This window comes from Cupriavidus taiwanensis (assembly GCF_900249755.1).
Lineage (GTDB): Bacteria > Pseudomonadota > Gammaproteobacteria > Burkholderiales > Burkholderiaceae > Cupriavidus > Cupriavidus taiwanensis_D.
The window spans coordinates 2,722,856-2,739,027 of the sequence record NZ_LT976853.1 but is presented as its reverse complement, the minus strand read 5'-3'; the positions used below and the strand labels follow the sequence as shown (position 1 = coordinate 2,739,027).

Here is a 16,172-nt window from a genome sequence, read left to right as displayed (position 1 = left end):
GCGCCGCCCCCCTTCAAGCCCCGGCGCGAGCAGGAAGAACAGGAGACCGCGACATGCCATCCGGCCAGCTCGATTTCATTCCCGCCGTCGGCACGGCGGCATTCACCCCGGAACAGGCGCGCCTGCTGGCGCTGACCAACCGCCTCGGGCGCGAGCGCTTCGCGCCGCGCGCCGCCACCTGGGACCGCGAGGCCAGCTTCCCCTTCGCCAACTACGACGACCTGCGCGAGGCCGGCCTGCTGGCGTTGTGCGTGCCGCAGGCGTTTGGCGGCGCGGGCGCGGACTTTGCCACCTACTGCATGGTCGGCGCCGAGATCGGCCGCTTCTGCGGCGCCACCGCGCTGACGTACAACATGCATATCTGCTCGACCATGTGGACCGGCGTGCTGTCCGATGGCATCGACATGACGCCGGCACAGCGCGACGAACACCAGGCCCGCCGCGAGCTGCACTTCGCGCGCGTGGTGCGCGACGGCGCGGTCTACGCGCAGCCGTTCTCCGAAGGCTCGGCCGCGGCGGCCGGCAAGGCGCCGTTCGGCACCACTGCGCGCAAGGTCGACGGCGGCTGGGTGCTGAACGGGCGCAAGATCTTCGCCTCGCTGTCGGGCGCGGCCGACTATTACGGCATCCTCTGCACCGAGGACCGCGGCGACCAGCACCCGGACATGCGCGACACGCTCTACATCGCCGTGCCCGGCCAGGCCGAAGGGCTGAGCGTGACCGGCGACTGGGACCCGATGGGCATGCGCGGCACGGTATCGCGCACGCTGCTGCTCAAGGACGTGTTCGTGCCCGACCACGAGCAGCTGATGCCGCGCGGCGTCTACTACCGCGCCGCGCAGACCTGGCCGGCGATGTTCTTCACGCTGTCGCCGACCTACCTGGGCGTGGCGCAGGCGGCGTACGACTTCACCGTGCAGTACCTGCGCGGCGAGGTGCCGGGCCAGCCGCCGGTCAAGCGCCGCATGTATCCCACCAAGCAGATCGCGGTGGCGCAGATGCGCATCCAGCTGGAGAGCATGCGCTCGCTGTTCTGGCGCGCGATCCATGAAGCGAAGCCCAATCCGTCCAAGGACGAGCGCCTGCGGCTGTACGCCGCGCACTACACGGTGATGGAAGGGGCCAACGATATCGCCCGGCTGGCGATCCGCACCTGCGGCGGCCAGTCGATGCTCAAGGACCTGCCGCTGGAGCGGCTCTACCGCGATTCGCGCTGCGGCGCGCTGATGCTGCCGTGGACCGCCGAGCTGATCCTCGACCGCATGGGCCGCGAGACCCTGTACGAATCCGGCGAGCGCGACGAATGAGCGCGTCCCGTGCGATCCGGGCCGGTGCCGCCGGGCTGGGTGCGCTGCCGGCCATGCTGCATCGCCATGCCGACGCTGCGCCGGGCCGGCCGGCCCTGCACTACCTCGGCCGCAGCTTCACCTACGGCAAGCTGTGGCGGCGCGTCGAGCGCGCCAGCGCCCACCTGGCCGCGACCTGGGGCATCCGCGCCGGCGACCGCGTGGGCACGCTGTGCCTGAACCATGAACTGCAATTGGTGCTGCTGTTCGCCTGCGCCCGCGTCGGGGCAATCTTCGTGCCGCTCAACTACCGGCTGGCGCCGGTCGAGCTGCGCGCGATCGCGGCCAACGCGCAACTGGCCGTGCTGTTCCATGACGCCGCGCATGCAGCGCTGGCGCGCGAGGCCGGTGGCGAAGGCCAGCTGGCGCAGCTCGACCGGCTGATCGACCAGCCGGCGCCGTACGGCGTGGTCCATGCCCCCGTGCCGGACCATGCGCCGCTGCTGCTCGCCTATACCTCCGGCANGTGCGCTGCCGGCCATGCTGCATCGCCATGCCGACGCTGCGCCGGGCCGGCCGGCCCTGCACTACCTCGGCCGCAGCTTCACCTACGGCAAGCTGTGGCGGCGCGTCGAGCGCGCCAGCGCCCACCTGGCCGCGACCTGGGGCATCCGCGCCGGCGACCGCGTGGGCACGCTGTGCCTGAACCATGAACTGCAATTGGTGCTGCTGTTCGCCTGCGCCCGCGTCGGGGCAATCTTCGTGCCGCTCAACTACCGGCTGGCGCCGGTCGAGCTGCGCGCGATCGCGGCCAACGCGCAACTGGCCGTGCTGTTCCATGACGCCGCGCATGCAGCGCTGGCGCGCGAGGCCGGTGGCGAAGGCCAGCTGGCGCAGCTCGACCGGCTGATCGACCAGCCGGCGCCGTACGGCGTGGTCCATGCCCCCGTGCCGGACCATGCGCCGCTGCTGCTCGCCTATACCTCCGGCACCACCGGCAAGCCCAAGGGCGCGGTGCATACCCAGGCCGGCCTGCTGGCCAATGCGCGCGCCAGCTGGTGGGCGCACGGCATGAGCGCGGACGACCACGTGCTGTCGGTGCTGCCGCTGTTCCATGTCGGCGGGCTGTGCATCCAGACGCTGCCGGCGCTGCTGGCCGGCGCCCAGGTCACGCTGCACGACCGCTTTGCGCCGCAGGCATGGCTGGATGCGGTGGCGCGCGCGCAGCCGAGCCTGTCGCTGATGGTGCCGGCGACGCTGCGTGCGGTGCTGGAGCATCCGGGCTGGGCCGATGCCGACCTGGCGGCGCTGCGCGGCGTGATGGCGGGATCATCGACCATCCCGCGCTCGTATATCGACGCGTTCCACGCCCGTGGCGTGCCGCTGGGACAGGTCTATGGCGCCACCGAGACCGGGCCGGTGTCGGTGGTGCTGAAGCTGGAACAGGCCATGGCGCGCCCCGGCTACGCCGGCTGGCCGCAGCCCGAGGCCGAAGTGCGCCTGGCCGGCCCCGACGGCGCCGAGGTGCCGCCGGGCACGGTCGGCGAGCTGTGGGTGCGTGGCGCCAACGTGATGGCGGGCTACTGGAACCAGCCCGACGACGGGCTGCCGGGCGGCTGGTTCCGCTCCGGCGACCTGGCGCACCGCGATGCCGACGGCTGCATCGAGGTGGTCGGCCGCAGCAAGGACATGATCATTTCCGGCGGCGAGAACATCTATCCCGCCGAGATCGAGAACGTGCTGCTCGGCCTGCCCGGCGTGCAGGAATGCGCGGTGGTGGGCGTGGCCGATGCGCGCTGGGGCGAAGTGCCGGTGGCGGTGATCGTGCCGGGGCCGGGCGCGCCGCGTGGCGCGCTCGCGGCCGAACCGCTGCGCGAACTGCTGGCCGCGCGCATCGCCCGCTTCAAGCTGCCGCGCGAGGTGGTGCTGATGGACGAGCTGCCGCGCAGCGCGCTGGGCAAGGTGCTCAAGCCGCAATTGCGCGCGCTGCTGGAGGCCCGGCGCCCGCCCGGCTGAAGCCGCTGCAAGCGCGCCGGTCTGCGCTTATGCTTGAGGCCTTGGCAAGACAGGCAACTACGCAAGGGAGCGGCGCAAATGGAACATGGATTGGAAACCGCCACGCTGGGCGGCGGGTGCTTCTGGTGCCTGGAAGCGGTCTACCAGCAGGTCGAGGGGGTGGTCGCGGTCGAGTCCGGCTACACCGGCGGCCATGTCGACCACCCGACCTACCAGCAGGTCTGCGAGGGCGATACCGGCCACGTCGAGGTGGTGCGCGTCAGCTTCGATCCGTCGGTGATCAGCTACCGCGAGATCCTCGAGATCTTCTTCGCCATCCACGACCCGACCACGCCGGACCGGCAGGGCAACGACGTGGGGCCGCAATACCGCTCGGCCATCTTCACGCATTCGGAGGCGCAGCGCGCGACGGCCGAATACGTGATGCGCGAGCTGGCCGCCGCCAGGGCGTTCGATGCGCCGATCGTCACGCAGGTCGAACCGGAGCAGCCGTACTGGCGCGCGGAGGCCAGTCACCAGAACTACTATCAGGATCATCCGAGCCAAGGGTACTGTGCCTTTGTGATCTCGCCGAAACTGGCCAAATTCCGAAAGCAGTTTGGAGGGAAGTTGAGGAAATAGGGGCCGGGCGTCTGGGCCGGTGCCAAAAGTCGAGCCTAATTTCCCTGCGCGAACATCGCGCCGACAATCGCCCCCATTTCATGCCGCCGCGCCGCGGGCATCCGCGAGGCAGTCGACATGATGCTGATGGCCGCCTCGGCGCCCATTTCCAGGGGCAGTGCATAGCCTACGCCTGCCACCCCCTCCGCGCCGGCAAGCGCATAGCCCAGCTTCCGGGCGCGCTCTACGCCGCGCAACAGCCTGAGCAGGCTCAGGCCGCCGGCCGCGTACTCGGCGCGGTGCCGCTCGTAATGCGCACGCACCGCCTCGTTGTCCATCGTCGCCAGCAAGGCCATGCTGGCGGTGCCCTGGCCTAGCAGGCGGGAGGTGCCGGTCAGCAAGTGGAAGGTCTTGATGCGGTGGCTGCCTTCCTCGGTATGCAGGCAGTGCCCGTGGTCGCCGATGCGCACGGTCAGGAACACCGCGTCGCCCGTAAGCCGGGCCAGCGCCTTCATCTTGCTCACCAGCGCGCTGTTGGGCGGCGGCCGGTTCATCGCACGCAGGCCCAGCGCCATGGCGGCAGTGCCCAGGTGATAGCGCTTGCCCGCAGACTCGCGCTCGATATACCCAGCGGATTCCAGGAAGCGCGCCATCCGGTGCACGGTGGTACGGTCGATCTGGGCTAGCGCGGCGAGTTCCGGCAGGGTCAGTCCCGCCTCGTGATGCCCGGCAAGCAGCTGGAGCAGGGTGAAGGCACGGGACAGGCTCTGCACGCCGCCGGGCGAGGGGGTCTTGGTTAGCATGGAAAGGTGCGTCGGGGAACGCTTTGGGGGTGGCGGATGCCGCGCCCCGCGTCCTGGGTTTCTGGCTTGTGCACATTATGCACAGACTGAGCGATTGCGGTTGTCCCGGGCGGCGTGGTGGTTTGCAATCCATGCATCACGGAACCTCACGCAAGCGCTATGATTCCCATCGATTCACGCATCGACTCATCTTCCGACGTCTTCGCCAGCCAGCGCGCCGGCATGCAGGCCCTGATCGACCGCCTCCATGGGCTCGAACAGCGTGCCGTGGCCGCCTCGGAGCGCGCCCGGCCCACCTTTGCCAAACGCGGGGCATTGCTGCCGCGCGAGCGCATCGGCCGCCTGCTGGATCCAGGCGCGCCGTTCCTGCCGATTGCCACGCTGGCCGGCTTCGGCATGGACGACCCCGACCCCGCGACCTCCATCCCCGGCGGTTCGCTGGTGGCCGGCATCGGTTTCGTCTGCGGCGTGCGCTGCATGGTGCTGGCCACGGATTCCGGCATCGACGCCGGTGCCATGACCGAGGCCGGCAACATGAAGCTGATGCGCTGCCAGGAAATCGCGCTGGAAAACCGGCTGCCATTTATCCATCTCGTGGAATCGGCCGGCGCCAACCTGCGCAAGTACCGCGTTGACAAGTTCGTGCGCGGCGGCGCGCTGTTCTACAACCTGGCTCGCCTGTCCGCGGCCGGGCTGCCGGTGATCACGGTCGTGCATGGCTCGTCCACGGCGGGCGGCGCCTACATGCCGGGGCTGTCCGACTACGTGGTGATGGTGCGCAAACGCGCGCGCGCCTTCCTGGCGGGGCCTCCGCTGCTGAAGGCCGCCACTGGCGAGATCGCCACGGATGAGGAACTGGGCGGCGCCGACCTGCATGCGACGATCAGCGGCCTGGCCGAATACCTGGCCGAGGACGACGAGCACGCGCTTGCCACCGCGCGCGACATTGTCGCCAGCCTGGACTGGCCGACCGTCGCGGCAGGGCCCGCGCAGCCCGTGCGCCCGCCGCGGCTCGACCCGTCGGAGCTGGATGGGGTGATGACGCTCGACATGAAGCGCCCGGTGGACATGCGCGAGGTGATCGCGCGCATCGTCGACGACTCCGCCTGGCTGCCGTTCAAGCCCGACTATGGCCCGGGCACGGTGTGCGGCCATGCACGCATCGAAGGCAATACGGTCGGCTTCATCACCAACAACGGTCCCATTGACCCGGCCGGTGCCACCAAGGCCGCGCAGTTCATCCAGCTATGCAACCAGTCGGACACACCGATCGTGTTCCTGCAGAACACCACCGGCTTTATCGTCGGCCGCGCCTCGGAAGAGGCCGGCATGATCAAGCATGGCGCCAAGATGATCCAGGCGCTGTCGAACTCGACGGTGCCGCAGGTCACGCTGTACTGCGGGGCCTCGTTCGGGGCGGGAAACTTCGGCATGTGCGGGCGGGGCTTCCGGCCGCGCTTCTGCTTCTCGTGGCCGAACGCGCGCACCGCCGTGATGGGCGGCGAGCAGGCCGCCATGACGCTTGAGATCGTGGCGCGCCAGCAGGCCGCGCGCAAGGGCGTGCCGGTCGATGAAGCGCAACTGGCCAGCCAGACCGCCGATATCGTTGCCAACTTCGAGCGCCAGGCCAGCGCCTTCGTCACCAGCGGGCTGCTGCTGGACGACGGCGTGATTGATCCGCGCGACACGCGCGCCGTGCTGGCCTTCGTGCTGGCCACCGCGCGCGAGGCCAGCCTGCGCAAGCCGCACGCGATCCAGTTTGGCGTCGGGCGCTTCTAAGCGCCGGCGCCGTCCCGACACGTCCTAAACGAACAAGACACCAGGAGACCACCATGCTTTACACGGAAGACCACCGCAACATCATGGATAGCATCCGCCGATTCGTCTCGGCGGAGATCGATCCCTTCGTCGACGAGTGGGAAGCCGCCGAGATATTCCCGGCGCATGCGCTGTTCAAGAAGATGGGCGACCTCGGCTTCCTCGGCATCACCAAGCCGATCGAATACGGCGGCATGGGGCTCGACTTCTCCTACGCCGTTGCCGCCGCCGAGGCGCTGGGCTATGCCCGCGCACAGGGCGTGGGCATGGGCGTTGGGGTGCAGACCGACATGGCGACGCCGGCGCTGACCGCGTTTGGCTCGGACGAGCTCAAGCGCAACTACCTGGCCCCTGCCATTGCCGGCGACATGGTGTGCTCCATCGGCGTGTCCGAAGCCGGCGCCGGTTCCGACGTGGCCTCGCTCAAGACCCGTGCGGTACGTGATGGCGACGACTATGTCATCTCCGGCGCCAAGATGTGGATCACCAACGGCACCCAGGCCGACTGGATCTGCCTGCTGTGCAATACCTCCGACGGTCCGGTCCACAAGAACAAGTCGCTGATGGTGGTGCCTCTCAGGGAAGACGGCAAGCGCGTGCGCGGCGTGGAAGTGCAGAAGATCAGGAAGTTCGGCATGTGGTGCTCCGACACCGCGCAGATCTTCTTCGACGAAGTGCGCGTGCCGGTGCGCAACCGCATCGGCGAAGAGGGCATGGGCTTCATCTACCAGATGAAGCAGTTCCAGGAAGAGCGGCTGAACGGCGCCGCGCGCCGGCTGGCCTGCAACGCGCTGATCGAGGAGACCGCCGACTACCTGCGCCAGCGCGTCGCCTTCGGCAAGCCGCTGCTCGACAACCAGTTCATCCAGTTCAAGCTGGCCGAGCTCAAGACCGAGATGGAGGCGCTGCGCGCGCTGGTCTACATGGCCACGCAGGCCTATGTCGATGGGGGCGATGTCATTGAACTGGCGTCGATGGCCAAGCTCAAGGCCGGGCGGCTGTCGCGCGAGGTGGCCGACTGGTGCATGCAGTTCCAGGGCGGCATGGGCTATACCTGGGACAACCACGCGTCGCGCGCCTATCGCGATTTCCGGCTGGGCTCGATCGGCGGCGGGGCGGACGAGGTCATGCTCCAGGTCATTGCCAAGCAGATGGGCCTGATGTCGCGCGGCTGACGCGATCCTGAACCAACCACCAGCCAGGATCGCCATGCCTGACAGCTCATGCAACGATGCCGTGATCGTGCGCCGCGCCTGCGGCGTACTGTTCGCCACCCTCAACATTCCTGCCACCCGCAATGCGCTGGCGCCCGAAGTGGTGGCCGCGCTGGCCGCCGCCGTGGCGCGGGCCGAAGCCGACCCGGAAGTCCGCGCCCTGGTGCTGCGCGGCGCCGGCGGCAGCTTCAGCGCAGGCGGCAACGTGGGCAGCTTCCAGTCCCGGCTCGATGCCGACGCCAGCCAGGAAGACCCGGTCGCCACGCGCAACCGTCAGTTCGGCTACTTCATGGAGCGCCTGAGCGTGCTGCCGGTGCCGGTGATCGCCGCGGTTGAGGGCGCGGCCATGGGCGGCGGCATGGGCCTGGCCTGCGCGGCCGACATCGTGCTGGCCACGCGCGATGCGCGCTTTGCGTTGTCGGAGACCACGCTGGGCATCGTCGCCGCGCAGATCGCCCCCTTTGTCGTGCAAAGGCTGGGCGCTGCCGCCACACGCCGCCTGGGCCTGACCGGCGAGCGCGTCAGCGGCGAGGCAGCGGCAGCCATCGGCCTGGTCGACCAGCTCGCGGCCGACAGCGCGGAGCTGGACGCCCTGATTGCCGAGTGGCTGACGCGCATCGGCCGTTGCGGCCCCAATGCCAACCGCGTGTTCAAGACGCTGGTCGGCCGCTGCGGCCACGAGCCGCTGGGCCCGCTGCTGGACCAGGCCTCGCGCCAGTTTGCGCAATGCATGCGGCGCGAGGGCGCCGAAGGCGTGGCGGCATTCCGCGACAAGCGCGATGCCGCCTGGACCGTTCGCTTCGATGCCGACACGGTGCGCACCGCGCAATCGACCCGCTGACCGCGCCGGTCGCATCTTCCAAGAGATTCACAGGATTTCCCATGTCTGCTACCCGCCGATCCTTCCATACGCTGCTCGTCGCCAATCGCGGCGAGATCGCGGTGCGTATCATGCGCACCGCCCGCCGCCTCGGACTGGCCACAGTCGCCGTGTATTCCGAAGCCGACCGCCACAGCCCGCACCTTGCCTGCGCCGACCGCGCCGTGTGCATCGGCGCGGCCGCGCCGCGCGAGTCGTACCTGAACCTTGCCGCCATCATCGAAGCGGCCCGCGCGAGCGGTGCCGATGCGGTCCACCCGGGCTATGGCTTTCTGGCCGAGAACGCCGCCTTTGCCGAGGCGGTCAGCGCCGCCGGCCTGGTCTTCGTCGGCCCGCCCGCCACGGCGATCCGCGCCATGGGCAACAAGGCCGAAGCCAAGCGGCTGATGCTGGCCGCCGACATGCCGTGCGTGCCCGGCTATCAGGGGGCCGCGCAGGATGACGCTACCCTGCTGGCCGAGGCCGGGTCCATCGGCTTCCCCCTGATGGTCAAGGCTGCGGCGGGCGGCGGCGGGCGCGGCATGCGGCTGGTGCGCGACGCGGCGGCGCTTCCCGCGGCGCTGTCGAGCGCACGCTCCGAGGCGGCGGCTGCCTTCGGTTCCGACGAGCTGATCCTCGAGCGCGCCGTGATCGCGCCGCGCCACGTCGAGATCCAGGTCTTTGCCGATACCCACGGCAATGTCATCCATCTCGGCGAGCGCGACTGCTCCGTGCAGCGCCGCCACCAGAAAGTCATCGAGGAAGCGCCATCGCCCGCGGTCGGCCCGGTGCTGCGCGCGCGCATGGGCGAGGCCGCCGTGCGCGCGGCCAAGGCCATCGGCTACGTCGGCGCCGGCACCATGGAGTTCCTGCTCGATGCCGAGGGCAATTTCTACTTCATGGAGATGAACACCCGGCTGCAGGTTGAACATGCCGTGACCGAGGCCATCACCGGCTTCGACCTGGTCGAATGGCAACTGCGCGTGGCGGCAGGCGAGCCGCTGCCGGTCACGCAGGACCAGGTCCGGCTCAACGGCCATGCCATCGAAGTGCGTCTCACCGCCGAGGACGTGCCGGCCGGCTTCCTGCCGCAGGGCGGGCCGCTGCTGCGCTGGCGCCCGCCTGCCGCCGGCCGCGACGTGCGTGTGGACCATGCGCTGGAAGAGGGCGGTGCCATCCCCACCCACTATGACTCGATGGTCGCCAAGCTGGTCGCGCATGGCGCCGACCGCGAAGAGGCGCGACGCAAGCTGCTGCGCGCGGTGCAGGACTGCACGCTGCTGGGCGTGCCGACCAACCAGGGGTTCCTGGCCGCGTGCCTGGCGCACCCGGCGTTTGCCGGCAATGACGTGCATACGGGCTTTGTCGACACCCATATGCAGGCGGCGCTGCAGGCCCCGGTGCCTCCGGTGCATGTGACGGCAAGCGCCGCGCTGGCCGCGTCGGGGCTGCTGGGCGGCAACGGCAAGCCGGCCACGCTTGCGCGTGCGGCCTCCAGCGTGGTGCTGAATGCGGCCGGCAAGGACTGGGAAGCGTTCCTGCGCGTGTGCGCCGACGGCTGGCGCGTCAGCCTGAGCCAGCGCGGTGAAGACCACCCGCCGGTGGAATGCAGGCTGCGCGTGCTGCGCGCCGATGCCGCCAGCGGCACCGCCCTGGTCGAATGCGACGGCGTGGCCTATCCGCTGGTGTTCGCCGCCGAAAAGCACGCCCTGCACCTGTTCCAGTCCGGCCGCGCTTGGCACTTCCCGCTACACGATCCGCGCCGCCGCCGCGATGCGGGCGACGCCGACGGCATGCTGCAGGCGCCGCTGACGGCCCGCATCGTCGCGGTCAATGTGGCCGAGGGCGACCACGTGCAAGCGGGCCAGGCGCTGGTGGTGCTGGAAGCCATGAAGATGGAGCACGCCATCGTGGCGCCGTTCGCCGGCGTGGTGGCGGAACTGCCGGCGCGCGCCGGCGGGCAGGCCAGTGCCGGGTCGTTGCTGGCGAGGGTGGAGGCCGATGTGGCCGCAAAGGAGGAAGCATGAGCGAATCCGTGCAAGAAGAAGCGCGCGCCGGCAAGACTGTGCGCATCGGTGGCGCTTCCGGCTTCTGGGGCGATTCCGCCATCGCCACGCCGCAACTGCTGGCAGTGCCCGGCCTGCAATACCTGGTCTATGACTACCTGGCTGAGACCACCATGTCGATCCTGGCACGCGCCCGCGCCAGGGATCCAGCGCAGGGCTACGCCACCGACTTCGTGCACGCGGCGATGGGGCCGAACCTCAGTGAAATCCTGCGGCGGGGCATCCGTGTCGTTGCCAATGCCGGCGGCCTCAATCCGCACGCCTGCCGCGACGCACTGCTCAAGGTGGCGCAGAAGCAGGGTCTGTCGCCGCGCATCGCCGTGGTCAGCGGCGACGACGTGCAGCCGCGCTTCGCGCAGTGGTGCGCCGGGGGGCTGACTGACCTCGCCGGCAATCCGGTGCCAACCACCGAGCCCTGGTCGGCCAACGCCTACACCGGCGCGCAAGGCATTGCCCGCGCGCTGGCGCTGGGCGCGGACATCGTCATCGCCGGGCGCTGCGTCGACAGCGCCGTCGTGGTGGGCGCGCTGGCCCACGAGTTCGGCTGGAGCTGGACCGACTGGGATCGCCTGGCCGCCGGCACGCTGGCCGGCCACGTGATCGAGTGCGGTGCCCAGGCCACGGGGGGGCTGTTTACCGACTGGCAGCGCGTGCCTGGCTGGGAGCGCATGGGCTATCCCGTGATCGACTGCGCGCACGACGGCAGCTTCGTGCTGAGCAAGCCAGAGGGGACTGGGGGACTGATCGACCCGGCCGCGGTCGCGGAACAGGTGCTGTACGAGGTCGGCGATCCCGCCAACTACCTGATGCCGGACGTGACCTGCGACTTCCGCATGGTGCGCACCGAATTGGTCGAGGCCGGGCGCGTACGCGTGCATGGCGCGCGTGGCCGGGCACCCGGCACGCACTACAAGGGCAATGCCACCTGGCAGGACGGCTACCAGATCAGCCTGATGATGGCGATCCGCGGCATCGATGCCCCCGCCAAGGCGCGCCGCACCGCCGAGGCGCTGCTGGCGCGCACCCGTGCCATGCTGGCCGAACGCCAGATGCCGGACTACACCGAGACCGTGGTCGAGCTGCTCGGCTGCGAATCGCAGTATGGACCGCATGCGCGCGCGTTGCCGACGCGGGAAGTGGTGCTGCGCATCGGCGCGCGCCATCCGCTCGCCAGGGGGCTGAGCTTCCTTCAGCGCGAATGCTCTTCCGCGGGGACGTCCATGGCGGCGGGCACGCGCTCTTCCTTCGCGGGTCGGGTCGACATCCAGCCCGTGGTGAAGGTGTTCTCGTTCCTGGTGCCCAAGTCGGAGGTTCCGATGCGCGTGGAGTTCGAGGCTGGCGAGATCCTGCTGCCCGACGCCGCAGTGAGCGCGGCGCAGGAGCCGCCGGTCGCGATCCAGGCGCCGGCATCGCCCGCGCTTCCCCGCGAGCCGCGCGTCGAGCGGCCGCTGGTCACGCTTGCCTATGCGCGCAGCGGCGACAAGGGCGATGACGAGAACATCGGCGTGATCGCCCGCAAGCCTGAGTACCTGGCACTGCTGCGCGAGCAGCTCACCCCGCAAGCCGTGGGCGCGTACTTTGCCCACCTGGTACAGGGCGAGGTCGAGCGCTTCGACGTGCCTGGCCTGCACGCGCTGAACTTCCTGATGCACGGCGCGTTGGGCGGTGGCGGCGTGGCGAGCCTGCGCTCGGATCCGCTGGGCAAGAGCTACGCGCAGATGCTACTGGACTTTCCGCTTTCCGTACCCCGCAGCTGGGCATAGACCCGGCCAGAGAACTTGCGCGCCGGCACTGGCGCGCGCAACCAGGAGGAGACATGACCCGACCCAAACCCGACAAGCGCATCCGGCGCCAGCTATGCCTGGGCCTGTTCGCAGGACTGGCCGCAGGCAGCCTTGCAGGCCCGTTGCCCGCCATGGCGCAGGGCGACGCCTACCCCAGCCGCCCGATCCGCGTGGTCGTGCCGTACACGCCCGGCGGTGTGTCGGATGCCGTGACGCGGCTGGTGATGCAGAAACTGGCGGAACGAATCGGCCAGCCGGTGGTGGTGGAGAACCGCCCCGGCGCCAACGGCATGATCGGCTCGGAGAACGTCGCCAGGTCCGCGCCGGACGGCTATTCGCTGCTGGTGGTGGTAGCCGGGCACGCCATCAATCCCAGCCTGTATCCGAAGATGAGCTATGACCCGCTCAAGGACCTCACCGGCATCAGCATGATCGGGCGGATTCCGCTGCTGCTGGTCTCCAGCGCGCAGCTACCGCCGACCACGGTGAAAGAGCTGGTAGGCTGGGGCAAGGCCAATCCCGCGAAGATGACCTTTGCCTCCAGCGGCAACGGTTCCGGCGCGCACCTGGCGGGCGAGCTGTTCGCGCAGTCGGTCGGCATGAAGATGACGCACGTGCCTTACAAGGGCATTTCGCCGGCGCTGCCTGATTTGTTTTCGGGGCAGGTCGCCATCATCTTCGATTCGGTGCAGACCATGATGCCCCAGGTGAAGGCGGGCAAGGTGCGCGCGCTGGCGATATCCAGCCCGACGCGCTGGCCGGCCGCGCCGGAGGTGCCGACCATGGCCGAAGCCGGTTATCCGGGCGTCACGGCAGGCAGCTGGATCGGCCTGATCGCACCGGCGATGACGCCGCCGGCGGTGCAGGCAAGGCTGGCCCGGGAAATGGAAGCGGTCCTGCAGCAGCCTGACGTACGGTCAAGGCTGATCGACTATGGGATTGATCCGGTCGGCGGCAAGCCGGAGCAGTTCCAGGCTTTCATCAAGGCCGAAGCGGTGCGATGGGGTGAAGTGGTGAAGAAGAGCGGAGTGCGGCTGGAGTAAGGGGAAGGCGGCTGCGGACGGCGCCTTGTGACACTGTCCGCGCCCTGCTACAGGCTCAGTTGCTTCGCCGCCAGGTTCTTCATGATCTCCTCGGCGCCGCCGCCTATCATCATCACCTTGACCTCGCGATACAGGCGCTCCACCCGGCTGCCGCGCATATAGCCCATCCCGCCCAGCAACTGCACCGCGCGGTCCGCGCAGAACTGGAAGGTGCGCGTGGCCATGTTCTTGGCCATCGCGATCTGCGCCACCGGCGCGGCGCCGTCGTCCAGGCGCGCGGCCAGGTCGTCCAGCAGGGCGCGCGTGGATTCGATGCGCGCGGCCATGTCCACCAGCTGGTGGCGGACCACCTGGTGGTCCGCCTGCCGCTTGCCGAAGGTGCGCCGTTCGCGCGCCCACGCCAGCGCGTCATTGAAGCAGACCTGCGCATAGCCGCAGGCGGCCGCGGCGCCGATTGCCAGCAGCGTGAGCGTGTCGCGGCGCCGGCCGTCCACGGTATCGGGTTTGGTGATATCCCGCGTCATTTCGCACCTCCCTCGGGGTTCGGAGGCTGCATCAGGACCAGCGCATCGAGGGCGACGGCGCCGCGTCCGGCTGCGCGCACCAGCAGGGGATTCACTTCCATTTCGGCGAGGCTGTCGCCCAGCGACATGGCGGCGTCGGAGAGAGCGGCGATCGCGTCGGCCGCCGCATCGATGTCGGCGGCGGGCTTGCCGCGGAAGCCGGTCATCAGCCGGTAGCCGCGCAGGCTGGCCAGCATGTCGCGCGCCATGGCGCGGTCCACCGGCAGCAGCCGGTGCGTGACGTCATGGAAGATCTCGGTGAAGATCCCACCCATGCCTACCGTCATGGTAGGGCCGAAGACCGGATCGCGCGTCACGCCGACGATCAGCTCGCACACGCCGCTCGCCATTTGCTGCACCAGCACGCCGCGCTGTCGTGCCTGCGGCAGGGCTTGCGCGGCGGCGGCAGCAACCTCGGCCGCCGCCTCGCGCACCTGCTGCGCGTTGGCCAGTCCCAGCCGGACGCCGCCGACCTCGGTCTTGTGCACGATGTCTGGGCTCAGCACTTTCACTGCGACCGGGAAGCCGATGGCTTCGGCGGCGCGTGCGGCGTCGTCGGGCGTGGCCGCGGCCGCCTCCGCGCCGACCGGCACGCCGAAGCCCGCCAGCCACTGCTTGGCCTGGTGCTCGTCCATGGCGGCGGAAGGCGCGCTGGCGGCCGCGTCGCCGCCGGCCCGCGCGCGCAGCGCCATCCAGTGCGCGGTCGGCGCCGCCGTGCCGAGCCAGCCCACGTACGTGCCCAGGGCCCGGGCTGCGCGTGCGCAATCCGGGAACAGCGCCACACCGGCTTCGGCCAGCCGTGCGCGGCTGGCCGGCTCGCCCGTGGTGGCGACCACGATCAGGCGGTCGGTCTTGCCCGCCACCTCGATCAGCTCGTCGGCCACGCGATCGAGCAGGTAGGCGGTGGCGTAGAGGAAGATGACGTCGATGCCGTCGGTGGCGGCAAGGTTGTCGAGCGCGGCGTGGGCCAGGCCGCTGCGGTTGAACAGCTGGCCGGTCAGGTCGACGGGATTCGCCACCGCGCCGAGCTCCGGCACGCCCGCCAGCAAGCGCTGCTGGACCGCCTCGGGCAGGCGCGGCACGTCGAGTCCGGCCGCGCTGAGCAGGTCAGCCGACAGCGCACCCATCGCGCCCGACACGGAAGCCACCACGACCCGGCGCCCCGCGCTGCGCTGGCGGAAGCCGGCCAGGTATGCCAGGTCGGTCAGGTGGGTCGGATCACTCGCCTGCATCGCGCCGACCTGGGCGAAGGCGGCGCGGTAGATGGCCTGGTTGCCGGCCAGCACGGCGGTATGGGATTGCGTAGCCGCCGAACCGGCCTCGCTCTCGCCGGCCTTCAGCAGGATCAGCGGCTTGTCTGCCGCGCGCAGGCGCGCCGCGGCTTCGATGAAGCCACTGCCGTTGCGCAGGCCCTCCACGTAACCGACCACGGCCGCGGTTTGCGCATCGTCCGCGAGGTAGTCGAGGTAATCCGCATAGTCCAGGCAGGCTTCGTTGCCGGTATTGATGAACTGGTGGAAGCCCACGTCCATCTGCCTTCCGGTGGCGTAGACGATGGCGCAGACGTTGCCGCTCTGGGTCAGCAGGCTCACGGCACCCGGGCCGTCCTGCGGCGGGAACGCGCGGAAGGTAGTGGCAAATGCGGTGATGGCGCGCGTGGTCAGGTTGGCCAGCCCCATGCAGTTGGGTCCGGCGATCGCCATGCCGCTCTCGCGGGCGAAGCCCGCAAGTGCGGCCTGGCGCCCGGCACCCGCTGCGCCGACCTCGGCAAAGCCTGAGGCGTAGACGATGGCGGCACGGATGCCGCGGGCATGGCAGCGCTGCAACTGCGGCAGCACCTCGTCCGCGCCAAGCGCCAGCACCGCCACGTCAGGCACCTGCGGCACGGATTCGATATCGGGATAGCACGCCAGGCCGGCGATCTCGCCATAGCGCGGATTGACCGGATACACCTGGCCCTGGTATCCAAGGCGCTGCAGGTGGTCCAACGCCACGCCGCCGATGCGGCTGGTATCGCGCGAGGCGCCGATCACGGCTATCGAGGCAGGATCAAGCAGCTGCGGCAGGGCGGCGCGGCCCGGTGTGCGCGCCATAGTGGAAAGGGGCATCGTCGTCTCCAT

Annotated in this window: 11 protein-coding genes and 2 pseudogenes; 10 read left to right on the top strand and 3 right to left on the bottom strand. The window is 70.0% G+C overall.

Annotation, left to right across the window (positions count from 1 at the left end; all coding sequences use genetic code 11):
- The first annotated feature begins 53 nt into the window (after positions 1-53).
- From CBM2594_RS12490 to msrA, 4 genes and pseudogenes are all read left to right on the top strand, one after another.
- On the top strand, positions 54-1,307 hold the full coding sequence (locus CBM2594_RS12490; protein WP_116357095.1) for an acyl-CoA dehydrogenase family protein: 1,254 nt from the start codon (positions 54-56) through the stop codon (positions 1,305-1,307).
- Positions 1,304-1,750, top strand: a pseudogene (locus CBM2594_RS12485) (AMP-binding protein); the annotation flags it as partial. The gene CBM2594_RS12490 and the pseudogene CBM2594_RS12485, both read left to right, overlap by 4 nt.
- Before the next feature lie 76 nt (positions 1,751-1,826).
- The gene (locus tag CBM2594_RS12480; RefSeq protein ID WP_232346607.1) at positions 1,827-3,302 is read left to right on the top strand and encodes a class I adenylate-forming enzyme family protein; all 1,476 of its coding nucleotides are present in this window, start codon (positions 1,827-1,829) and stop codon (positions 3,300-3,302) included.
- A 78-nt stretch (positions 3,303-3,380) separates the two neighbouring features.
- Complete coding sequence (gene msrA / locus CBM2594_RS12475) at positions 3,381-3,923, top strand: peptide-methionine (S)-S-oxide reductase MsrA (protein WP_116357093.1); 543 nt, start codon at positions 3,381-3,383, stop codon at positions 3,921-3,923.
- A gap of 35 nt (positions 3,924-3,958) precedes the next feature.
- Here msrA and CBM2594_RS12470 read toward each other — a convergent pair whose 3' ends face one another.
- Complete coding sequence (locus tag CBM2594_RS12470; protein WP_116357092.1) at positions 3,959-4,705, bottom strand: IclR family transcriptional regulator; 747 nt, start codon at positions 4,703-4,705, stop codon at positions 3,959-3,961.
- Positions 4,706-4,864: 159 nt separating this feature from the next.
- On the opposite strand from CBM2594_RS12470, the gene CBM2594_RS12465 reads away from it, so the two are divergent.
- The 6 genes from CBM2594_RS12465 to CBM2594_RS12440 are packed head-to-tail and all read left to right on the top strand — an operon-like array spanning position 4,865 to position 13,489.
- Positions 4,865-6,484 carry an acyl-CoA carboxylase subunit beta gene (locus tag CBM2594_RS12465; protein ID WP_116357091.1) on the top strand — a complete coding sequence of 540 codons (1,620 nt, stop codon included), beginning with the start codon at positions 4,865-4,867 and terminating at the stop codon, positions 6,482-6,484.
- Between the two features lie 53 nt (positions 6,485-6,537).
- Entirely contained in the window at positions 6,538-7,698 is a 1,161-nt protein-coding gene (locus CBM2594_RS12460) for an acyl-CoA dehydrogenase family protein (RefSeq protein WP_116357090.1), read from the top strand.
- Between the two features lie 34 nt (positions 7,699-7,732).
- Positions 7,733-8,578, top strand: coding sequence for an enoyl-CoA hydratase/isomerase family protein (locus tag CBM2594_RS12455; protein ID WP_116357089.1), 846 nt, complete (start codon positions 7,733-7,735; stop codon positions 8,576-8,578).
- Positions 8,579-8,619: 41 nt separating this feature from the next.
- Positions 8,620-10,623 (top strand): acetyl/propionyl/methylcrotonyl-CoA carboxylase subunit alpha, encoded by a 2,004-nt coding sequence (locus CBM2594_RS12450; protein WP_116357088.1) that lies wholly within the window; start codon positions 8,620-8,622, stop codon positions 10,621-10,623.
- Positions 10,620-12,425: an acyclic terpene utilization AtuA family protein gene (locus tag CBM2594_RS12445; RefSeq protein WP_116357087.1), complete on the top strand. Its 1,806-nt coding sequence runs from the start codon at positions 10,620-10,622 to the stop codon at positions 12,423-12,425. Before CBM2594_RS12450 ends, CBM2594_RS12445 begins: the two co-directional genes overlap by 4 nt.
- Before the next feature lie 53 nt (positions 12,426-12,478).
- Entirely contained in the window at positions 12,479-13,489 is a 1,011-nt protein-coding gene (locus tag CBM2594_RS12440; RefSeq protein ID WP_116357086.1) for a tripartite tricarboxylate transporter substrate binding protein, read from the top strand.
- Positions 13,490-13,536: 47 nt separating this feature from the next.
- Here the strand turns inward: CBM2594_RS12440 and CBM2594_RS12435 are convergent.
- Positions 13,537-13,938, bottom strand: a pseudogene (locus CBM2594_RS12435) (acyl-CoA dehydrogenase family protein); the annotation flags it as partial.
- A gap of 71 nt (positions 13,939-14,009) precedes the next feature.
- The gene (locus CBM2594_RS12430) at positions 14,010-16,160 is read right to left on the bottom strand and encodes an acetate--CoA ligase family protein (RefSeq protein ID WP_116357085.1); all 2,151 of its coding nucleotides are present in this window, start codon (positions 16,158-16,160) and stop codon (positions 14,010-14,012) included.
- Between the last annotated feature and the right edge of the window lie 12 nt (positions 16,161-16,172).

Bases quoted from the DNA above. Each gene is read 5' to 3' on its own strand.
- CBM2594_RS12490 (WP_116357095.1), top strand. From the start codon at position 54: ATGCCATCCGGCCAGCTCGATTTCATTCCCGCCGTCGGCACGGCGGCA.
- CBM2594_RS12480 (WP_232346607.1), top strand. From the start codon at position 1,827: ATGCTGCATCGCCATGCCGACGCTGCGCCGGGCCGGCCGGCCCTGCAC.
- msrA (WP_116357093.1), top strand. From the start codon at position 3,381: ATGGAACATGGATTGGAAACCGCCACGCTGGGCGGCGGGTGCTTCTGG.
- CBM2594_RS12470 (WP_116357092.1), bottom strand. From the start codon at position 4,705: ATGCTAACCAAGACCCCCTCGCCCGGCGGCGTGCAGAGCCTGTCCCGT.
- CBM2594_RS12465 (WP_116357091.1), top strand. From the start codon at position 4,865: ATGATTCCCATCGATTCACGCATCGACTCATCTTCCGACGTCTTCGCC.
- CBM2594_RS12460 (WP_116357090.1), top strand. From the start codon at position 6,538: ATGCTTTACACGGAAGACCACCGCAACATCATGGATAGCATCCGCCGA.
- CBM2594_RS12455 (WP_116357089.1), top strand. From the start codon at position 7,733: ATGCCTGACAGCTCATGCAACGATGCCGTGATCGTGCGCCGCGCCTGC.
- CBM2594_RS12450 (WP_116357088.1), top strand. From the start codon at position 8,620: ATGTCTGCTACCCGCCGATCCTTCCATACGCTGCTCGTCGCCAATCGC.
- CBM2594_RS12445 (WP_116357087.1), top strand. From the start codon at position 10,620: ATGAGCGAATCCGTGCAAGAAGAAGCGCGCGCCGGCAAGACTGTGCGC.
- CBM2594_RS12440 (WP_116357086.1), top strand. From the start codon at position 12,479: ATGACCCGACCCAAACCCGACAAGCGCATCCGGCGCCAGCTATGCCTG.
- CBM2594_RS12430 (WP_116357085.1), bottom strand. From the start codon at position 16,160: ATGCCCCTTTCCACTATGGCGCGCACACCGGGCCGCGCCGCCCTGCCG.